This is a genomic window from Streptomyces sp. NPDC127038, assembly GCF_042725875.1.
Lineage (GTDB): Bacteria > Actinomycetota > Actinomycetes > Streptomycetales > Streptomycetaceae > Streptomyces.
Window position 1 is genome coordinate 162,214 of the sequence record NZ_JBHXDQ010000009.1, and the last position, 17,731, is coordinate 179,944.

14 protein-coding genes, 1 tRNA gene and 1 pseudogene are annotated in these 17,731 nt (G+C 73.9%); 7 read left to right on the forward strand and 9 right to left on the reverse strand.

All coding sequences use genetic code 11. The annotated features are described in order from the left end of the window. Positions 1 to 215: 215 nt before the first annotated feature. Positions 216 to 1,298 (forward strand): annotated as a pseudogene (locus ACFWI4_RS10080) (M6 family metalloprotease domain-containing protein); the annotation flags it as partial. 775 nt (positions 1,299 to 2,073) lie between these two features. Here ACFWI4_RS10080 and ACFWI4_RS10085 read toward each other — a convergent pair. The 7 genes from ACFWI4_RS10085 to ACFWI4_RS10115 all read right to left on the reverse strand — a co-directional run bounded on the left by ACFWI4_RS10085 (position 2,074) and on the right by ACFWI4_RS10115 (position 8,832). Continuing rightward, a tRNA-Lys gene (locus ACFWI4_RS10085) sits at positions 2,074 to 2,147 on the reverse strand. Further along, complete coding sequence (locus ACFWI4_RS10090; protein WP_387193110.1) at positions 2,138 to 2,872, reverse strand: bifunctional DNA primase/polymerase; 735 nt, start codon at positions 2,870 to 2,872, stop codon at positions 2,138 to 2,140. Before ACFWI4_RS10090 ends, ACFWI4_RS10085 begins: the two co-directional genes overlap by 10 nt. 236 nt (positions 2,873 to 3,108) lie before the next feature. Beyond that, the gene (locus tag ACFWI4_RS10095) at positions 3,109 to 3,486 is read right to left on the reverse strand and encodes a hypothetical protein (RefSeq protein WP_385408320.1); all 378 of its coding nucleotides are present in this window, start codon (positions 3,484 to 3,486) and stop codon (positions 3,109 to 3,111) included. 112 nt (positions 3,487 to 3,598) lie between these two features. Then, on the reverse strand, positions 3,599 to 4,936 hold the full coding sequence (locus ACFWI4_RS10100) for an AAA family ATPase (RefSeq protein ID WP_387193113.1): 1,338 nt from the start codon (positions 4,934 to 4,936) through the stop codon (positions 3,599 to 3,601). Further along, a complete protein-coding gene (locus tag ACFWI4_RS10105; protein ID WP_387193116.1) occupies positions 4,933 to 6,528 on the reverse strand; it encodes a hypothetical protein in 1,596 nt (531 codons plus the stop codon). The genes ACFWI4_RS10100 and ACFWI4_RS10105 overlap by 4 nt, the downstream gene beginning before the upstream one ends. Next, positions 6,519 to 7,880 (reverse strand): hypothetical protein, encoded by a 1,362-nt coding sequence (locus ACFWI4_RS10110; RefSeq protein WP_387193171.1) that lies wholly within the window; start codon positions 7,878 to 7,880, stop codon positions 6,519 to 6,521. Before ACFWI4_RS10110 ends, ACFWI4_RS10105 begins: the two co-directional genes overlap by 10 nt. Next, positions 7,831 to 8,832, reverse strand: coding sequence for a phosphatase PAP2 family protein (locus tag ACFWI4_RS10115; RefSeq protein ID WP_387193119.1), 1,002 nt, complete (start codon positions 8,830 to 8,832; stop codon positions 7,831 to 7,833). The genes ACFWI4_RS10110 and ACFWI4_RS10115 overlap by 50 nt, the downstream gene beginning before the upstream one ends. 245 nt (positions 8,833 to 9,077) lie before the next feature. Here ACFWI4_RS10115 and ACFWI4_RS10120 point away from each other — a divergent pair, with 245 nt between their 5' ends. Next, complete coding sequence (locus tag ACFWI4_RS10120; RefSeq protein WP_385408312.1) at positions 9,078 to 9,674, forward strand: histidine phosphatase family protein; 597 nt, start codon at positions 9,078 to 9,080, stop codon at positions 9,672 to 9,674. A 19-nt stretch (positions 9,675 to 9,693) separates the two neighbouring features. Here the strand turns inward: ACFWI4_RS10120 and ACFWI4_RS10125 are convergent, their stop codons facing one another. Continuing rightward, positions 9,694 to 11,262, reverse strand: a complete 1,569-nt coding sequence (locus tag ACFWI4_RS10125; RefSeq protein ID WP_387193122.1) for a hypothetical protein — start codon at positions 11,260 to 11,262, stop codon at positions 9,694 to 9,696. Positions 11,263 to 11,560: 298 nt separating this feature from the next. On the opposite strand from ACFWI4_RS10125, the gene ACFWI4_RS10130 reads away from it, so the two are divergent. Beyond that, entirely contained in the window at positions 11,561 to 11,992 is a 432-nt protein-coding gene (locus ACFWI4_RS10130; RefSeq protein WP_387193126.1) for a hypothetical protein, read from the forward strand. Between the two features lie 65 nt (positions 11,993 to 12,057). Next, positions 12,058 to 12,963: a spermidine synthase gene (locus ACFWI4_RS10135; protein ID WP_387193129.1), complete on the forward strand. Its 906-nt coding sequence runs from the start codon at positions 12,058 to 12,060 to the stop codon at positions 12,961 to 12,963. 74 nt (positions 12,964 to 13,037) lie between these two features. On the opposite strand, the gene ACFWI4_RS10140 is transcribed toward ACFWI4_RS10135, so the two are convergent. After that, on the reverse strand, positions 13,038 to 13,583 hold the full coding sequence (locus tag ACFWI4_RS10140; RefSeq protein WP_387193132.1) for a hypothetical protein: 546 nt from the start codon (positions 13,581 to 13,583) through the stop codon (positions 13,038 to 13,040). 156 nt (positions 13,584 to 13,739) lie between these two features. Between ACFWI4_RS10140 and ACFWI4_RS10145 the strand changes: the two genes are divergently transcribed. From ACFWI4_RS10145 to ACFWI4_RS10155, 3 genes are all read left to right on the forward strand, one after another. Further along, positions 13,740 to 14,444, forward strand: a complete 705-nt coding sequence (locus tag ACFWI4_RS10145; protein WP_385408302.1) for a response regulator transcription factor — start codon at positions 13,740 to 13,742, stop codon at positions 14,442 to 14,444. Further along, a complete protein-coding gene (locus ACFWI4_RS10150) occupies positions 14,441 to 15,817 on the forward strand; it encodes a sensor histidine kinase (protein WP_387193135.1) in 1,377 nt (458 codons plus the stop codon). The genes ACFWI4_RS10145 and ACFWI4_RS10150 overlap by 4 nt, the downstream gene beginning before the upstream one ends. Positions 15,818 to 16,126: 309 nt before the next feature. Beyond that, on the forward strand, positions 16,127 to 17,611 hold the full coding sequence (locus tag ACFWI4_RS10155; protein WP_387193139.1) for a cellulose binding domain-containing protein: 1,485 nt from the start codon (positions 16,127 to 16,129) through the stop codon (positions 17,609 to 17,611). Positions 17,612 to 17,731 lie beyond the last annotated feature (120 nt).

A 17,731-nucleotide genomic window follows, 5' to 3' on the forward strand; every position in this document is an offset into this window, starting at 1 on the left:
TCCAGTGTCCAGGAACAACCAGCTGTTCTGACAGATCGTTTCTGCCTGTTATCCGGACGGTTCCCTCTCGTATCGCGCGCAGGTGACGTTCCGTGCACGTCCGGGGGTGTCGGCCCGCTTGACCTCTCACTCTTCCGGTGCAGACAAACAGGGCGAAATAGTACAAATTCAATCAGGCTGGGTGCGGTGTCCCGAAACCGCATCCGGAGGTCGACGTGCCGCGTCCGCTGCCCCTGAGGGTTCTCGCTCGCGGGGCCCTGCGCGGTCGCGCCCGTGACGGGGCACCCCGCTGGCGCACCGGCGCGGCCATGTTCACCTCGATGGCGGCCCTCGCCGCGACCTCCCTGGGACCGGGCCACGCGCTCGCCGAACCCCTCGTCTCCCCGTGCGCCCTGACGCGGACCGGCGCGCACCACTCGGAGGGCGTGGACACCTGGAACGCCGCCTACGAGCGCCCCACGCGCCCCCTCGACGCCGTGATGGTCTTCCTGTCCTTCCCCGACTCCGCCCCGCGCACCACTCCCGCCGAGCTGACGGGCGACTACTTCCCCGCCACCAGCCGCTTCTTCGAGCAGGCCTCGTACGGCAGGTTCACGGTCCGGCCCCATCCCCAGCGGGCCTGGATCAAGATGCCGCACGCCTCCACCTCGTACGCCATACAGCGGGACTGGGACGCAGGCGACCGTTCCGCCTATCTGCGCGACGCCCTCGCCGCGGCCGATCCGAAGATCGACTTCTCGCGCTACGACGTCGTGTACTTCATCGCTGACCCGGACGCGCCGGGCGTCGACTCGGACGCCACGAAGGTCGTCAACCTGGACACGCCGATGCGCGCCGACGGCAAGGACATCCGGCGTGTGGTCACGGTCTTCGAGAAGCATCCGCCGGACCGCCTCGTCCTCGCGCACGAGACCGGCCATGTCTTCGACCTGCCCGACCTCTACCACCGTCCCACCGACGGCAAGGGCGACTGGGACACCTATGTGGGTGACTGGGACCTCATGGGGAGTCAGTTCGGCCTCGCCCCGGACCTCTTCGGCTGGCACAAGTGGCGGCTGGGGTGGCTGGAACCGCACCAGGTGGCGTGCGTCGCGGGCACCGGCGTCACACGGCTGACGCTCGAACCGCTGGAGACGGGGCCCTCGCGGCAGGCGGTCGGCGCGGCGGGGGCGGGTGCGGGTGCGGGCTCCGGTGTGGGCTCTGGCGCGGGCTCGGGGGGAGCGGTGGGTGGCGGGGTGTCGGCGGTGGCCGGGGTGTCCGCGGGGCGCGCGGCCCCGTCGGCGTCGGCCGGTTCGGGCTTGCCGGCCGGTTCGGGTTCGGCCGGTTCGGGCTCGGCGGCCGGTTCGGGTTCGGCGAAGGGGGCGAGCGGGGCGCGTGGGGCCGGGGAGGTGGACGGGTCCAACGGGGTGAGGGGGACTGATGGGACCGGCGCGGCGGACGGGTCGGGCGGGGCGCGGGAGAGGGAGCCGGGCTGGCAGGGGCCGCGGGTGCCGGCCGGCGCGCTGCGGACGGCCTCGCGTGCCGCGGGCGCGCCGAGCGCGGTCGCCGACGCGCTGGGCGTGGCGGCGCCGCCCGGCTCGCAGCCCTTCGGGGCCGGCCGGGGCACCAAGCTGGCGGTGATCCCCACGGGCCCGGACAGCGCGATCGCCCTGGAGGCGCGCGGATCGGGGGGCAACGACGGCTCGACGTGCGAGCAGGGCGTCCTCGTCTACCGGGTCCGCAGCGGGACCGAGTCGGGCAACGGCCCCATCCAGGTCCTCGACGCCCACCCCCGCACCGAGTCCTGCTGGGAGGACTCGGTGTACCCGCCGCTCGCGGACGCCCCCGTACGCCTCGGCGAGACCTTCAAGGTGCCGGGCGCGGACATCAGCGTCCGGGTGGAGGACCGGACGGCCTCGGGATCCTGGACCGTACGGATCACGACAGGGTGAGCGGCGGTCCGCCCCGCGGCACGGGTGCCAGGGGTGGCACGGATGGCAGGGGTGGCACGGCCGGTACGGGCGGCGCGGGGTGGTCGAAAACGACGAGAGCGGGACGCTCGCGTCTCCGCGAAACATCCCGCTCTCGTTGGCGTGCGCCGCCAGGGACTCGAACCCCGGACCCGCTGATTAAGAGTCAGCTGCTCTAACCAACTGAGCTAGCGGCGCCTGCTGACGTCGTAGACCTTAGCATCCTGATCGGCGCGAGGAAAAATCGATATCCGTACCGCCGCCGAGGCCGCCGCACGGGCCGCCCGGACGGCCGCCCAGAGCAGGATCTCGGGGCCGGGAAGCCAGGGCAGCCGCGTGTCGGGGGCGACCAGCCAGCGGGAATCCGGCCGCGCGGCCTCCTGCCCCCCCGCCCCGGGGTTCACCGGGGGCACCGTGACGGCGTCCCCCGTGCCGTGGCAGAGGAGCGGCGGCACCTCCCGGCACCGGCCCCCGCGCCCACCGTTCCCCTCGGCACCCTGGAGCCCCACGGCCCCCTCGCCAGCCACGCCGCTCCCGTGTCCCTGTGCGGTGCCCGGGCCCCACTCCTCCCACTCCATGAGCGAGGGGAGCCGCTGGGCGGTGCCGGGCGCGGCGAACAGCAGGATGCGCCCGCGGTGGGCCGCCACCGGTCCCGAGCCGGGCCCCTCGTCCCAGAGCCGGTCGAGCATCCGCCGCCCGAACAGCGCCGAGGCGCTGACCACGTCGAACGCGCTGCCGCAGAGCAGGACGACCGGGGCGTCGGGCCGTTCGCGCCAGAGGGCGAGCGTGCTGCGCGGATACGTTCCCGCGGAGGCGAGCCAGGCGGCGCCCTCGGCCGTGACGCCCGAGACGTCCAGCCGCTCGGGCGGCATCGCTCCGGGGGCGTACGGGCTGCTGCTCGACGGGTTCCGTGTGCTGCTCATGCCGGATACATCTACCGGCGGTGAGCACCCGGCCCCGGAGGGTTGCCGGAAACCGGGACAGGCGGGGGTGAGGTGGAGTATCTTGCCCGGCTGGCATATGCCAGGGCGTGGGCCGGGTGCGGGTGTCGACGCCGGCCGGACGCGGACGTGTGTGCGGGCGCCCGCCGGATGCGGATGGCGTGGACGGTGGGCGTGGACGGGGCGGGATCGGCCGTCGTGGCCCCCCGTCGCGCGCCTCAGAGCGTGTCGGTCACCCCGTGGCCGTGTCCGTTGCCCTCCGCGCCCCGCAGCAGGTCCTGGCCGAACTCGACCATCCGCTTCGCGTAGTCCTCGGTCCACTCGGCCCGCTCGGCGATCGACGCGGTGGTCAGCCGGTCGAACCGGCGCGGATCGGCGAGCTGCGCGGCCGCGATGGCCTGGAACTCGACGGCCCGGTCGGCGGCGGCACGGAACGCGTGGGCCAGCTCCGTGGACCGGTCGAGCAGCGCGCGCGGATCGTCGATCGACTCCAGGTCGAAGAAATGCTCCGGATCCCCGGCGGCCTCGGCGGGCTCGAAGAGCAGGGGCGCGGGGCGTAGCCGCGGTTCGTTCCGACGCGGCGTGGGCTCCGCCATGTCTTCTCCTCCTCGTACGGTTTCGGGGCCCCTCTCGGAAAAGGGCCACCGTCCATTGTCTCGCGCCCGCGCAAGTGGGCCCGAAGGGTCCGGCACACCGCCGGTGCGGAGCTCAGGACCGCCAGGCGACCCGGTGGTCCGCCAGATGGGACAGCACCGCGTGGTTGGCCTCCCAGCCGTCCGGGAACTTCACGGTCACCCCCAGCTGCACGGGCTCGGTCGACGGGTGGTCGTCGAGCAACTCCGTGATTCCTTCCCGGCAGACCACGATGCACGCGTGCCGGTGCCGGGAGGCGAGCACGCACAGACGTCCGGTCTCCAGATGGAAGGCCGTGGCGTCCGGCCGCCCCGACAGCGGGTGCAGGACGACCGTGACGTCGAACTCCCGTCCCTGGAGCCGGTTCGCCGTGTCCACGGTGACGTCCGTGACGCCGAGGCCGGCCAGCGCCGCCCGTACCGCCGCGGCCTGGTCGCGGTGCGCCGTGCCCACCGCGATCCGGTCGGCCGTCAGCGGCACCGGCTCCTCGGCCCGTTCCGACGTGGCCGCGCCGCCCCGGTCCAGCAGCCGCCGTACGACTCCGGCCACCGCGTGCACCGCCTCCGGGTCCGTCCGCGGAGTGTGCCGGGCCGGCAGCTCCAGCAGACCCCAACCGGACTCGGCCGCCTCGTCGATGACCCGGTCCGTGCCCGAACCGTCCGAGGGGACGCCGAAGTTCAGCCGCCGGTCGCCGTGACCGGTGCCGCTGCGGAACGGTGTGTACGGGTAGAAGGCGCCCGAGACCAGGGGCGCGGCCGACGCGGGCAGCCGCCAGGACACCGGAAGCCGGTGCTGCGGCAGCTGGGGATTGTGCGCGAGCAGCGTGCTCACCGCGGACGCGGACGGATCGTAGGAGAGCCCCGCCCACTGCTCCGAACCGACGATCGCGAACGGGTCCAACTGCCCCGGGTCGCCCACGAACAGCGCCCGCTCGAAGAGCCCGGCGACGGCGAGGAGCGCGTCCGAGCGCATCTGGTACGCCTCGTCGACGATGGCGTGCCGCCACGGTTCGACACCCTTGACGTGGGCCCACTTCGCCGCGGTCGACACGACGACGTCCAGGCCCGCCAGATCGGCCGCCTTCGTGGACTTGCGGACCTGCTCAAGGCCGTCGAGCGCCTTGTCGTACGGGTCGGAGTCGCTGCTGTGCAGCCGCCCGACGGGCAGGTCCGGCTCCTTCTCCGCGAGCCGCAGCACCAGGTCGTCGACCTGGGCGTTGGTCTGCGCGATGACCATCAACGGGCGTCCCGCGGAAGCCAGTTCGAGCGCGGCGCGGACGACGAGCGTCGACTTGCCGGCGCCCGGCGGGGAGTCGACCACGACACCGCGGTCGGTGCCGTGCAGGGTGTCGTTCAGGATCGCGTCGGTGGCGCGGGCCGCCTCGGCGCCCGGGTCGAAGACGGCGGCGGTCACAGGACGTCCTCCTCGGTCACCGGGTCCGGCAGCGGCTGGGCGTCGGGCTCACCCGGCGGCCCTCCGTGCGTCCACGGCGTCTCCTCCGGGTCGGGCAGCTTGGCGCCGCCGCGCTGCTCGTGCTCGAAGAGGGTGAAGCAGACGAGGTCCCCCTTCTCCGGCACGGAGCCGGTCTCGGGCTCCTTGCCCCGCCCCATCTTGTCGGTGATCCGCAGCACCACGGCGGCACCTTCGTCGTCGTACCCCACGAACTCCGCGGCCTGGGGCTTCCCGCCGAGCGAGCGGTACACCTTGGCCCGTTCCCCCAGGTGCGGGCGGTCGTCCGTGCGGACGGTGACCAGCGGGCGGGGGCTCGGCCGCCTGCCCTCGCTGTACGCCATCACGACCTCGGTGACCTCGCCCGCGAACGCCTCCCCGGCGAGCCGGCGGCCCGCCATGACCAGCGGGTCGTCCAGGGCCTCCTGCGCCTCCAGCCTGGCCTGCTCCCGCTCGCGCGTGGCCAGCTTGTTCGCGGCGGTGACCGCGTCGTCGCGGCGCGGCTGCGGCGGCTCGCCCGCCACCACCCGGTCGCGGTGCCCGGTGAACGACCAGCGGTCGCGGGTCCACCGGTCCGCGGCGTGCGCCCCTTCCGGCAGCGTCCGCAGCAGGTCGAGCCCGCGCCAGACCGCGTCCCAGGTGGGCCGGGTGACGCTCGCGACCAGGGCGCGGATCTCCCGCTCGGCCGCGGTGAGTTCACCGAGCCGGTCGTCCGCCTCGATGCCGTCCTCGGCGGCCGCGAGCGCCGCACGCGCGCGGTCGTAGCGTTCGATCGCCGGGGCCAGCAGCTGGTTGTCGAAGGCCGGGTCCGTGGCCGGTCCGGCGGGCGGGCACACGAGCTGGCCGCGCGCGTCCCGCTGGAGCTCGGCCCGTACCGCGGCCTCGGCGCCCGCCTCGCCCGGCGGCGGATCGAGCCAGGCGAGCAGCGCGCCCAGATGCTGGTCCTCCAGGCTGCTCTGCCCGGTGGCCCAGTGCCGGGACAGCACATCGGTCAGGGCCAGGAGCAGGGCGGATCCCGGCACCCGGGCGCGCTCCCCGAAGTGGGTCAGCCAGCGCCCGAACAGCGGCACCCGGGGCGGCGCCGGATGCGGTGTCTCGGGATCCTGCTCGGCGGTGCGCCGAAACCGGGTGGAGCGCCCGAGTAGGCGGACGAACTCGATGCCGGCCCGGCCCGGCACGATCAGCTGCGGAGCGTCCGCGCAGAGCTCGACCTCGACCTTGACGCGCTTGCCGGTCTCCGGGTCGGTCTCGCTGCGCTCGGCCGCCTCGACCACGTCCGCGAAGCCGTCGATGTACGGCAGGACGACGTCCGCGAGTTCGGCGAGGAACGCGAAGCGCAGGTCGCGGTCGCGGGGCTGCGGCACGACCAGCAGCCGGGGCTCGTCCCGGTCGGTGCCGACGAGCGCGCCGAGCGGGGCGCCCGCCTCGCCCGCGGTGGTCAGCGGCACGAACACCAGCGGCCGTGCGGTGAGATGGCGGTGGAGCACGGTCGCGGCGGGCTGCGCCCGGCCGCTGTCGACGGCCTCCAGCCGGGCGAGAGCGTTGATCAGAGACATACGCCCGCCTCCCGGCCACCCACGACACCGTGCCCGGACGCCTCGACCGCGCCCGCGTCGGAGGCTCCGGGCACACCGACCGCAGGTGCCCCGGCTTGCGGTGTGCCTGCCTCCGGGGCCGGGGATCCGGGTGCGGACACGGTGAGGGGCGCGGCGGCGGAGCCCCCGCGGTCCGACGGGAGGGCTTCGCCCGCGGCGGCCGGTCCCCGGGCCTGTGGCGTCCGGGCGCGGGCCTGCGTGGCCGGGCTGCCCAGGGCCTCCGCACGCAGCACCGCCGCCCTTCTGAGGGCGGCGACGGCGGGATCCTCCGGGTCGCCCGCCTTCCCATGGGCCGCGGCCAGGACGTCCGGGACGGTCGTCAGACCGCCCAGCTCCGCGCGCAGCGAGCGGCCGAGCGAGGTCACCGCCCCCTGGGCGCGCGAGCGGGCCCGGCAGTGGAAGGCCAGTTCGCATGCGGCCAGGCACTCGGGGGCGTAGGTCGCGGGGACCGCCTCGACGGCCGTGATCAGGTCCTCGGCGGGCAGGCCGGGGGAGAAGCAGACGCCCTCGGGGAGCGCGGCGGCGATGTCCTCGACGCGGGTGAGCCGGGCGAGCTGGCGGCGGGTGACCGCGCGCTGCTTGCGCACGTCGACGGCGGAGGCGGCCGGGAGGTTGGAGAAGTCCTTGGGGCAGACCAGCAGGACACGCTGGTGGACCCGGGGAGCGGGGTCGAGGCGGGCCGCGACCTCCTCCAGGGCCAGGACGTACACGGCGGACTGCCGGGCGGCTGCGCCCACCTTGGCCGGGTCGGCCGAACCGTCGAGCATCGGGAACGACTTGATCTCGACGACCGTCCAGCTCCCGTCGGGGTGCACGACCACGGCGTCGGGCTCCAGGAAGGCGGGGGAGCCCGCGACGTCCAGGGCAAGCATCGGGTGGTCGAGCAGGGTCCACCCGCCGGCCCCGGTGGCCTCCCGCAGCGCCAGTTCCGTACGGGCGGTGCGCCCCTCGGGGCCGATCGCGGACAGGTCGGGCACGGCACCCGCGCCCGGCGCCCCGGCGCCCGGGTCCAGCTTCTCGTGCACCAGCCGCAGCAGCTCCGCGCCGCCGTCCGCCTTGACCCGCGCCTCGAACGCGTTGCCCCGCATGAAGGCGAACTGCGACATCCCGAACGCGGACGGCGAACCGATCGCGTCGGCCAGCTTCGCCTTGTCGACGCCCACGCCGTCCAGCAGGGCGCGCCGGTCGCACCCGGGGTTCGCGGCCAGCGCCGCGAGGGCGCGCGCGTCCAGGGCCTTCGGTGCGGTGTCCGGACCGCGCAGCTCAGCGAGCTGCTGTCGCAGCGCTGTCCCCGGCGTCCGTGGGGGCGGCACCCGGCTCGGCTCCCGGCCCGGTTCGGGACTCGCGCTGTCGGGGAATTCGTTCACCCGGGGAAGTCTGGCACCCCGCACTGACAATCGCGGAACCCTCGCCCCCCGAGGCACCCGTGACCCACGGGGCGCGGATCTTCAGCAGGGTCCGCAGACGGTTCGCCGCCCGCATCACGAGCGGGGTCAGCAGCAGGCCGGCCCCCATCACCGCGACGCCCGCGACGGCGTCCAGGAAGTAGTGGTTGGCGGTGCCCATCACGACGATGGTGGTGAACAGCGGATAGACGACGCCGGCGACCTTGGCCGCCGGGGTGCGGCCGTGCCGCCACAGCATCACTCCGCACCACAGGGCCCAGCCCACGTGCAGACTCGGCATCGCCGCGTACTGGTTCGTCATGCCGCCCATGCCGCGCGGGGCGCTCGCCTCGGCGCCCCACCAGCCGTAGCCGCTGTACTGCGCCATCGTGTCCACGAAGCCGTGCTCGGGCGCCAGCAGCCGGGGCGGGCAGGTGGGCAGCAGGGTGAAGCCGATCAGGCCGATGAGCGTGGAGGTCATCAGCCAGGTGCGGGCCGCGCGGTAGCGCACGGTCCGGGAGCGGAACAGCCATATGAGGACGGCGGGCGTGACCACGTAGTGCAGCGAGGCGTACCAGAAGTCGGCGGGTATCCCCAGCCAGGCCTCCCGCGTGAACAGCCGGTTCAGGGGGTGCTCGGCGTTGAGGTGGAGGACCTTCTCGATCCGGAGTATCTCCAGGCCGTGATCCGTCGCGCCGGTCGTGTCGCCCCGGGCGAGCAGCCGGCCCGCGGTGTACGCCGCGTACACGAGGACGATCAGCGGGACCTCGGTCCACCAGCGCAGACGGCCCTGCGAGGCGGTGGCCCCGCGGAGCGCGGTCCACCGGCCCGGCGTGGCGCTCGGTGCCGCTTCGGTAAGCGGTGCATCGGTCTGCGGCATCCGATCGCCCTCCCCCATCTGCTCGTGCCCATCTGCTCGTGGTGACCAGGCGGTCCGTGGCCACCCGGGGATTTTACGGTGTACGCGCATGCCCCGAAGGGGCGCCCCGGATCACAAAGACGCGGCGATCGCCCCCCGGGTTGCCCGGAGCCGGGTTGAGCGATGATGGAGTGACCCACTCCTCAGTCGTCCACGGGTGAGCCGACCTTCTCATCCGTGACGTCGTCCCGGAAAGGCTCCTCGTCATGGCACCGCGCATCCTGCTGGCCCGGCACGGACAGACCGAATGGTCGCTGTCCGGAAAGCACACCGGCAGGACCGACATCCCGCTCCTCGAGGAGGGGCGGCGCGGTGCCAAGCTGCTGGGCGAGCGGCTGCACCGGCCGCCGTTCGACGCGCTGCCCGGCGCCGAGGTGCGCACCAGCCCGCTCGCGCGCGCGAGCGACACGTGCGAACTCGCCGGTTTCGCGGAGCGGGCGACCGCCTGGGACGCGCTCATGGAGTGGGACTACGGCGCCTACGAGGGCATGACCCCGGCCGAGATCCAGGACATCCGTCCCGGCTGGTTCATCTGGCGCGACGGGGTTCCCGAGGGGGAGACCCTGGAGCAGGTCACCGCGCGCGCGGACGAGGTCGTCGCCCTGGCCCGCGCCGAGGACCGCGATCTGCTGATCTTCGCCCACGGACACATCCTGCGGTCCATAGGCGCCCGCTGGCTGGGCCTTCCGCTGGATTTCGCGGCCCGCATCCGTCTCAACCCGACCTCGCTGTCGGTGCTGGGCTGGGCCTACGGGGAGCCGGCGATCGAGGTGTGGAACGACTGCGGGCACCTGAGCGCCTGACCGGCGCCCCCGCCGTCCCTCACGCCGTGCGGGGCAGGCTCGCGTGGCGGTCGAGGAACGCCGAGACGCCCGAGGCCCTGCGGTGCGGGAGCAGGACGCGGGCCGTTCCCGCGAGCATGGTCTGGATACGGGAGGACTGGACCTCGTTCAGCAGGTCCAGGACGCGCAGGCCGGCGACGGCGGCCTCGTCGGGTCGGCCGCCGCGGGCCAGGTCGTCGGCCAGCTCGGCGGTGTACAGGGCGATGTTGCGGGTGAAGTGCGGGTCCTGGAGGTGGGCGGCACGGCGTGCGTGGCGGGCCGCCCGGGTCCAGTCGCCCAGCGTCGACCAGCACTGGGCCTCGAGCCCCTCCAGCTCGGCCTCCCCGTAGAAGGTCATCCACTCGGGGTCCGTCTCCGCCGGGCCGCGCCCGTAGAGGGCCTGCGCCCGTGCCATCGCCTGCTCGCAGCCCCGGCGGTCGGCGAGCCCGGCCCAGCCGCCCGCCTCGCGCAGCGCGAGCAGGGACAGCAGCCGGGATGACCCGAGGGGACGGGCGGCGCGCTGGGCCGCCTGGGCCGCGCGGACGGCCTCGCGCGGGCGTCCCGCGTCACGGGCGAGGAAGGCCGTGTTGCAGAAGGCGTGCGCCTCAAGACCGGCGTCGCCCGCCATCCGGGCGGTCGCGAGAGCCTCCGCGTAGTGCGAGCGCGCGTCGTCGAAGCGCCCGGAGTCGTGGGCCAGCCAGCCCACCGAGATCGCCAGTTCACCCGCGCCCGAGTACAGGCGGTCGGCGGTCGTCTGCCGGGTGGTGCCCGCGTCGAGCAGCTCGTAGGCGGTGCGCAGGGGGGCCGCGGCCCGTCGGTAGAGCCCGTCGGCCCCGTGTCTGTCGTCGAGCAGCCTGATCCTGCGGACGGCCTCCTCGAGGGCGCCCGCCTCGGACGTACCGGCCCGGTGGACACGTCGTTCGCGGACCGCGGCGCCGCCGCCGAGGGCGGCCGCGAAGGGTCCCAGCGAGGCCGCCGCCATGGTGGCGGTGCCTCCGGTCATGAATGCGCGACGCTGCACGTCGCTCTCCTCGTGGTTCTGATCGCGTTTGTCGTACGGGTCGTACGGATCCCACGAGTGGTGCGGGTCGTACGGATCGTGCGTGCTGTGCGGATCGTGCGGGCTGTCCGTGTGGTGCGCGGTACGCGTGCCGTACGGGGCCGGGACGTGGAGCGGACCCGGTGCCTCATACGTCTCGTGCGCCCCGTCCGTCTCATAGGGGGCGTGTGGAGGGTTCGTGGAGTGCGCGAGGGGCGGCTCCCCCGGGTCGCGCGCCCCGCGCCCGCGCACCCATGAGCGGGGCGTGAATCCGAGGTCCGTCAGCGTGCGGCCGGGAAACATGTGCAGGAACACCCGCTCGTACGCGTAGTTGGGACATCGGATCTCGCCCGCCTCGACGCGCCCGATGTAGCGCGCGTCGCAGCTGACCCTCTCGCCGATCTCGCGCGCGGCCCTCCGCACCAGCGCGGCGAACTCGCCCGGGGAGCGCTGACCGCGCAACCGCCGGAAGGCGAGATTCGGCCGTGCAGGCCGGGGGGACGGGGACGAGGTCACCGATGACGACGCCATGGCCGGGCCCTCTCTTGCGAACCGTCGAACCACGCCGGAGCAGGGACCGAGTTGACCGGGTTGTGCCCGGTAGGTGCCCTGCTTCCGGCGGGCAAGAACGTACCTGGTGTGACAACGTCACCACGCTGGGTTTGGCTACAAACCGGATATCTCATCCCTGATCTGCCATGAACTGCCATCCTTTGTGGCGGAGTTTCGCCGTAGCCGTTGACGTCCTCGGGCGTTGAACCGTGCGGACCGGGAGCCGCCCGAACTCCCGACCCACTCGTCATGAGGAGGGGTTCCGTTGGAGACCGGGATGCAGCTCACCCAGAGCACCGAGTTCCGTACGCCGCCGAGCGCGCAGCACAGGCCGCCCCCGGAGCGCGGCACACCGCCGCCGGCCGCCGGGTGCGACGTGGTGACGGTCCCGGCCCGCCAGGGGCTGGAGGCGGTCGACATCCTGCGCCGGGGAGCGGCCGACCATGTGGGGCCCGTCCTGCACGACGGCGGCGGCGACACCCTCGGCTTCCTGGTGCCGCCCGGTACCGCCGACGCCTGGGACGTCCCCGGCAGCACGTGCACGCAGACCGGCGGGAGCGGCCTGCGGCCCGCCCCCGAGCCCCCGGTCGAGGGCTCGGACTGGCTGCTCCCGCCCGGCGACGCGGAGCTGGCGACCGATCCGGCGGTGCTGCGGGCCGCGCTCGGCGAGGCCGCGCGGCTGATCGAGGCGGCGGACGGCTGCCGGTGAGCGGGCCGGACGTCCCGGCGACCGGTCGCTGAGCCGAGCCGCCGCCGCGCCCCGATAATGGCCAGATGGCACGGGCGAGGAATCAGCGGGCGGACGAGGGCCGCGACAGCGGTCGGGGCGGACGCCGGGGGCAGGGCGCGGCCGAGGCGGTCGTGGAGGCCGTCGACGGAGGACTCGCCGAGCTGCTGCCCGACCGCGACCGGGCGCACGCCTGGACCCTGCTCATCGACGGCGCCCCGCAGTCCCACGTCGACCTCGACGACCCCTCGTACCTGAGCTTCGAGTACCAGCGCCGCCTCGGGCACGTCATCGACCTCGTCGCCCCGCCCGGCAAGCCCGTGCAGGTCGTCCACCTCGGCGGCGGCGCCTTCAGCCTCGCCCGCTACACGGCCGCCACCCGCCCCCGGTCCACCCAGCAGGTCATCGAACGCGACGCGGCGCTCGTCCAACTGGTGCGCCGCGAACTGCCGCTGGACCCGAACGCCCGGATCAGGGTGCGTTCCGTGGACGCCAGGGAAGGGCTCGCCAAGGTGCCCGACGGCTGGGCCGACCTGGTCATCGCGGACGTCTTCAGCGGCGCGCGCACCCCGGCCCATCTGACGTCCGCCGAGTTCGTCACGGAGGTCCGGCGGTCGCTGAAGGACTCCGGGGTCTACGCCGCGAACCTCGCCGACGGACCCCCGCTCGCCCATCTCCGGGGCCAGATCGCCACCGTCGCCACCGTCTTCCCCGAACTCGCGCTGGTCGCCGACCCGACGGTGCTGCGCGGCAAACGCTTCGGCAACGCCGTCCTCGTCGCCTCCGGACTGCCGCTGCCCGTCGCCGAACTCACCCGCCGGGCCGCCTCCGACCCGCATCCCGCCCGGGTCGAACACGGCAGGGGGCTCCTGGACTTCACCGGCGGAGCCGCACCGGTCACGGACGCGGTGGCCGTCGCCTCGCCGGCGCCCCCGCCGTCCGTGTTCCGCTGACCGCCCGTCAGCACGTCACCGGGCAGGGCCTTCCGGCGGAGCGGACAGCTCGGCGCGCCGGTTCGGCGAGCGCCTCAGTACGTCCCGATGTCCACGTGGGGAGGCCCGTCGTGCCAGTCGCAGAACACCGACACCCGGTCGGCGCCCGAGGTGAACTCCACCCGGATCCACGTCTCGGTCTTCCACACCTGCATCGACCAGCCGGTGTTGGGCGTCGCCGACACCAGCGTCCCGTACGTGGCGGCGATGTCGAAGACCACCCGGCCGCCGTCGGAGTCGTAGCTCTTGACCTGCCCCGAGGCGGAGGGTGACGCCGCCGTGGCGGACGGCGCCGATGACAGACCGCCGCTCGCCGGCGCGGACTTCGAGGGCGCGGCGCTCGGCCTCGGGCTCGCGGAGGACCTGCCGGGAGAGCCGCTCGGCGACGGTTCGGCGCGGCTCGTCGAGGACGCGAGCGGTCTCGTCTCCTTCGCCGTCGCACCCGCCACCGTGATCGGCAGCGCCCGCGGCGGGTCGTAGGCCGTCCCCGTCATGACGGTGTGGACACCCCACCACGACAGCGTGACCGCCGCGCCCGTGGCGAGCGACCACGCGAGTACGTGTACGAGTCCTCTGCGCATCGCCGCCATACTGCACCACGAGCACCACGGGTGTCTCACGGCCCCGGCAAGATCTGGAATGTCCCCGTCGGACGGGCCGGGATTGTCCACAACTGCCTGATGAGGGTTGTCCACAGGCGCCGGACGGCCTTGCCCGGATGGCGTACGGTGCCGCCCATGGCAAGTGTGCTCGTCGTCGAGGACGACCAGTTCGTACGCTCGGCGCTCATCCGGCATCTGACCGAGGCCACGCACATCGTGCGCAGTGTCGGCACCGCCCTCGAGGCGCTGCGCGAGGTCGCCCATTTCCCCTTCGACGTCGTGATCCTCGACCTCGGACTGCCCGACCTCGACGGGTCCGAGGCGCTGAAGATGCTGCGCGGGATCACCGACGTCCCGGTGATCATCGCCACCGCGCGCGACGACGAGACGGAGATCGTCCGGCTGCTGAACGCCGGCGCCGACGACTATCTGACCAAGCCGTTCTCGGTCGAGCACCTGTCCGCGCGCATGGCGGCGGTGCTGCGCCGCGCGCGCACCACCGTGGGCGAGGCCCCCGTCTCCACGGTCATCCGGGTCGGCGGGCTCGCCATCGACCCGCTGCGCCGCCAGGCGGAGCTGGACGGTGTACGACTCGACCTCACCCGGCGGGAGTTCGACCTGCTCGCCTTCCTGGCCGGGCGCCCGGGAGTCGTCGTGCCGCGCCGGGAACTGCTCGCCGAGGTCTGGCAGCAGGCCTACGGCGACGACCAGACCATAGACGTCCATCTCTCCTGGCTGCGCAGGAAACTGGGGGAGACGGCGGCCCGGCCCCGCTATCTGCACACCCTCCGGGGCGTCGGTGTGAAGCTGGAACCGCCGAGAGCGGAGCGGCCGCTGTGAGGTGGGCACTCGTCAAGGTGTGCGTGGCCGTGACGACGATGGTCGTCGTGGCCTTCGCGGTCCCGCTCGGTCTGGTCATCAAGGAGATGGCCCGCGACCGGGCGTTCTCGAACGCCGAACGGCAGGCGGCCGCCATCGCGCCCGCGCTCTCCATCACCACCGACCGCGACGAACTGGAGCGGGTCGTCGCCTCGGCCGGCTCGGACGCGGGGATAGCCGTGCACATCCCCGCCGGCGACGGCAAGCCGGCGGTCGAGATCGGCGATCAGCGGGCCGTGGGCAAGGACATCGCCATGACCCGGCGGCTGGGCCGGGCCTCCACCGCGGACGTGCCCGGCGGCTCCGCGCTGCTCCAGCCCATCGCGCTGAGCTCCGGCGAGATCGCGGTCATCGAGGTGTACGTCCCCGAGGCCGAGGTCAGCAACGGCGTCGGCACCGCCTGGGCGGTCCTCGCCGCGGTCGGGGTCGCCCTGATCATCGGCTCCGTCGCGGTCGCCGACCGGCTGGGCGTACGGATGGTGCAGCCGGCGCAGCGGCTCGCCGAGAGCGCGCACGAACTGGGCGAGGGACAGCTCGGCTCCCGCGTGCCCGAGGAGGGGCCGACCGAACTTCGGCTGGCCGCCGTGGCGTTCAACTCCATGGCCGACCAGGTCGTCCAGCTGCTCGCCAACGAACGGGAGCTCGCCGCCGACCTCTCGCACCGGCTGCGGACTCCGCTGACCGTGCTCCGGCTCAACACCGCCTCGCTCGGCGACGGTCCGGCCGCCGAACAGACCCGGGCCGCCGTCGCGCAGCTGGAGCGCGAGGTCGACACGATCATCAGGACCGCCCGGGAGGCCAAGCCGCAGACCGCGGCGATCGGCGCCGGGGCCGGGTGCGACGCGTCCGAAGTCGTGCGTGAGCGCATGGACTTCTGGTCGGCGCTCGCCGAGGACGAGGGACGCAAGGTGCGGGTGGCCGGGGTGGACCGGCCGTGCCGCATACCCGTGGCCCGCGCCGACCTCGCCGCGGCGCTCGACGCCCTGCTCGGCAACGTCTTCCGCCACACCCCCGAGGGCACGGCCTTCGCCGTCGACGTGCACAACGCCGAGGGCGCGGTGATCGTGCTGGTGTCGGACGCGGGCGCCGGGATCGTCGACCCCGAGGCCGCGATGGCCCGCGGGCAGGGTTCGGGCAACGACGGGTCCACGGGCCTCGGCCTCGACATCGTGCGGCGCCTCGCGGAGTCGACGGGCGGGGACGTACGGATCGGTTCCTCCGTCCTCGGCGGCACCGAGGTGCGCATCTGGATCCAGCTCGACGGCAGGGCCCCGGTCCGCAGCGGCCACCGCGGCAGCGTGCGTCGGCGCAGACGCGGCGCGGCGGTCAACTGACACTCCGTGGGCGTCCACCGACGCCCACGCGGGCCCGCCTCCCACGCCGGACGGCGCCACGCGGGGCGGCCCTCGCGTGTCACGCGGCGCGGTGTCGCGCCCTGCGTCGGCCGTGCCCGCGGCGCTCAAACCGCCCACATTGGTCTCGACCTTTAACGGGTCCCGATGGCTTCCTTAAGCGGACCCTAAGATCCTCAACCGGCGTCCGGATCAAGCGGTTTGACCGATTCCGCATCGCTAGCGTGGTGCCCGCACCCCCTGGGGCGACCCCAGCGAACCCCCGTGAATCCGCGAAGGCAGGCACACGCGATGAGCAGCACGCACCGGCGCAAGGTCAGTGGCAGGAACAAGGCGATAGGCGGCATCGTCGCGGCGGCCGTGGCCGGCGGTGGCGCCCTCGTGTTCACCGGAATCGCGAACGCGTCGAGCGTCGGCGCCGCGTACACCAGGACCAGCGAGTGGTCCACGGGATACACCGCGCAGTACGTCGTCTCCAACGACACGGGCCAGCGCAAGCCGGACTGGAAGCTGGAGTTCGACCTGCCCGCCGGCTCCAAGATCAGCTCGCTGTGGGACGCGACCTCCTCGGTGAGCGGCCAGCACGTCACCGTGACGCCCCCCTCCTGGGACAAGGACGGCCTGGCGGCCGGCGAGTCCGTCACCGTCGGCTTCGTCGTGAACGGCACCGCGAACCCGACCGGCTGTGTCATCGACGGCACCAAGTGCTCGGTGGACGGGGCGACCCCGGAGCCCAGCGGCCGCCCGACCCAGTCCGCGACCCCGACGGCCGCGCCCACCCCGACCGCGAGCGCGACGCAGACCGCGACCCCGAAGCCGACGGCCACCGCTACCGCCACGGCCACCCCGACCCCCACGCAGAGCTCGGGCAGCGGCACCACCACGACCGCGGGCTTCGCCCCGTACGTCGACACCTCCCTCTTCCCGGCCTTCGACCTGCTCAAGGCGGCCGACTCCACCGGCGTGAAGACCTACAACCTCGCGTTCGTCACCGACGGCGGCGGCTGCACCCCGAAGTGGGGCGGCGTGAGCGACCTCGCCACTGACGCGGTGGCCGCGCAGATCGGCGCCCTGCGCGCCAAGGGCGGCGACGTCCGCGTCTCCTTCGGCGGGGCCTCCGGCTCGGAGCTGGCCACCACCTGCTCCTCGGCCGACGCGCTGGCGGCGGCGTACGGCAAGGCCGTCGACGCCTACAAGCTCACCAAGGTCGACTTCGACGTCGAGGGCGGCGCGCTGCCCAACACGGCCGCGAACACCAAGCGGGCGCAGGCCATCGCCAAGCTCCAGCAGCAGCACCCGGGCCTGGACGTCTCCTTCACCCTGCCGGTGCTGCCCCAGGGCCTCACCCAGGACGGCGTGAACCTGCTCTCCGACGCCAAGGCCAACGGCGTGAAGATCAACACCGTGAACATCATGGCGATGGACTACGGCCCGGCGTTCAACGGTGACATGGGCGACCTCGCCCAGCAGGCCGCCACGGCCACGCAGGCGCAGATCAAGAGCGTCCTCGGCCTCTCCGACGCCACCGCGTGGAAGACGGTCGCCATCACCCCGATGATCGGCGTCAACGACGTGTCCTCGGAGATCTTCAAGGTCGACGACGCCTCGCAGCTCGTCTCCTTCGCCCAGTCCAAGGGCATCGGCGGCCTCTCGATGTGGTCCGGCGCCCGTGACAAGCAGTGCGCCGGCGGGGCCAAGAGCACCGCGGACGCCACGTGCAGCTCCATCGTCCAGAGCGACGGTGCCTTCTCCAAGGCGTTCGCCGCCTTCAAGTAGCCATCGCGAAACGGGGGTCGCGCGCCCCGGCCGGACTTCTCCACCTTCCACCCCCCACCCGGCCGGGGCGGCGCGACGACGCGCGAGGGGCCTGGGCCCTGTCCGGAGGCTCACCGGACA

Bases quoted from the DNA above. Each gene is read 5' to 3' on its own strand.
- ACFWI4_RS10090 (WP_387193110.1), bottom strand. From the start codon at position 2,872: ATGAGCAGCACACGGAACCCGTCGAGCAGCAGCCCGTACGCCCCCGGA.
- ACFWI4_RS10095 (WP_385408320.1), bottom strand. From the start codon at position 3,486: ATGGCGGAGCCCACGCCGCGTCGGAACGAACCGCGGCTACGCCCCGCG.
- ACFWI4_RS10105 (WP_387193116.1), bottom strand. From the start codon at position 6,528: ATGTCTCTGATCAACGCTCTCGCCCGGCTGGAGGCCGTCGACAGCGGC.
- ACFWI4_RS10115 (WP_387193119.1), bottom strand. From the start codon at position 8,832: ATGCCGCAGACCGATGCACCGCTTACCGAAGCGGCACCGAGCGCCACG.
- ACFWI4_RS10120 (WP_385408312.1), top strand. From the start codon at position 9,078: ATGGCACCGCGCATCCTGCTGGCCCGGCACGGACAGACCGAATGGTCG.
- ACFWI4_RS10125 (WP_387193122.1), bottom strand. From the start codon at position 11,262: ATGGCGTCGTCATCGGTGACCTCGTCCCCGTCCCCCCGGCCTGCACGG.
- ACFWI4_RS10130 (WP_387193126.1), top strand. From the start codon at position 11,561: ATGCAGCTCACCCAGAGCACCGAGTTCCGTACGCCGCCGAGCGCGCAG.
- ACFWI4_RS10135 (WP_387193129.1), top strand. From the start codon at position 12,058: ATGGCACGGGCGAGGAATCAGCGGGCGGACGAGGGCCGCGACAGCGGT.
- ACFWI4_RS10140 (WP_387193132.1), bottom strand. From the start codon at position 13,583: ATGCGCAGAGGACTCGTACACGTACTCGCGTGGTCGCTCGCCACGGGC.
- ACFWI4_RS10145 (WP_385408302.1), top strand. From the start codon at position 13,740: ATGGCAAGTGTGCTCGTCGTCGAGGACGACCAGTTCGTACGCTCGGCG.
- ACFWI4_RS10155 (WP_387193139.1), top strand. From the start codon at position 16,127: ATGAGCAGCACGCACCGGCGCAAGGTCAGTGGCAGGAACAAGGCGATA.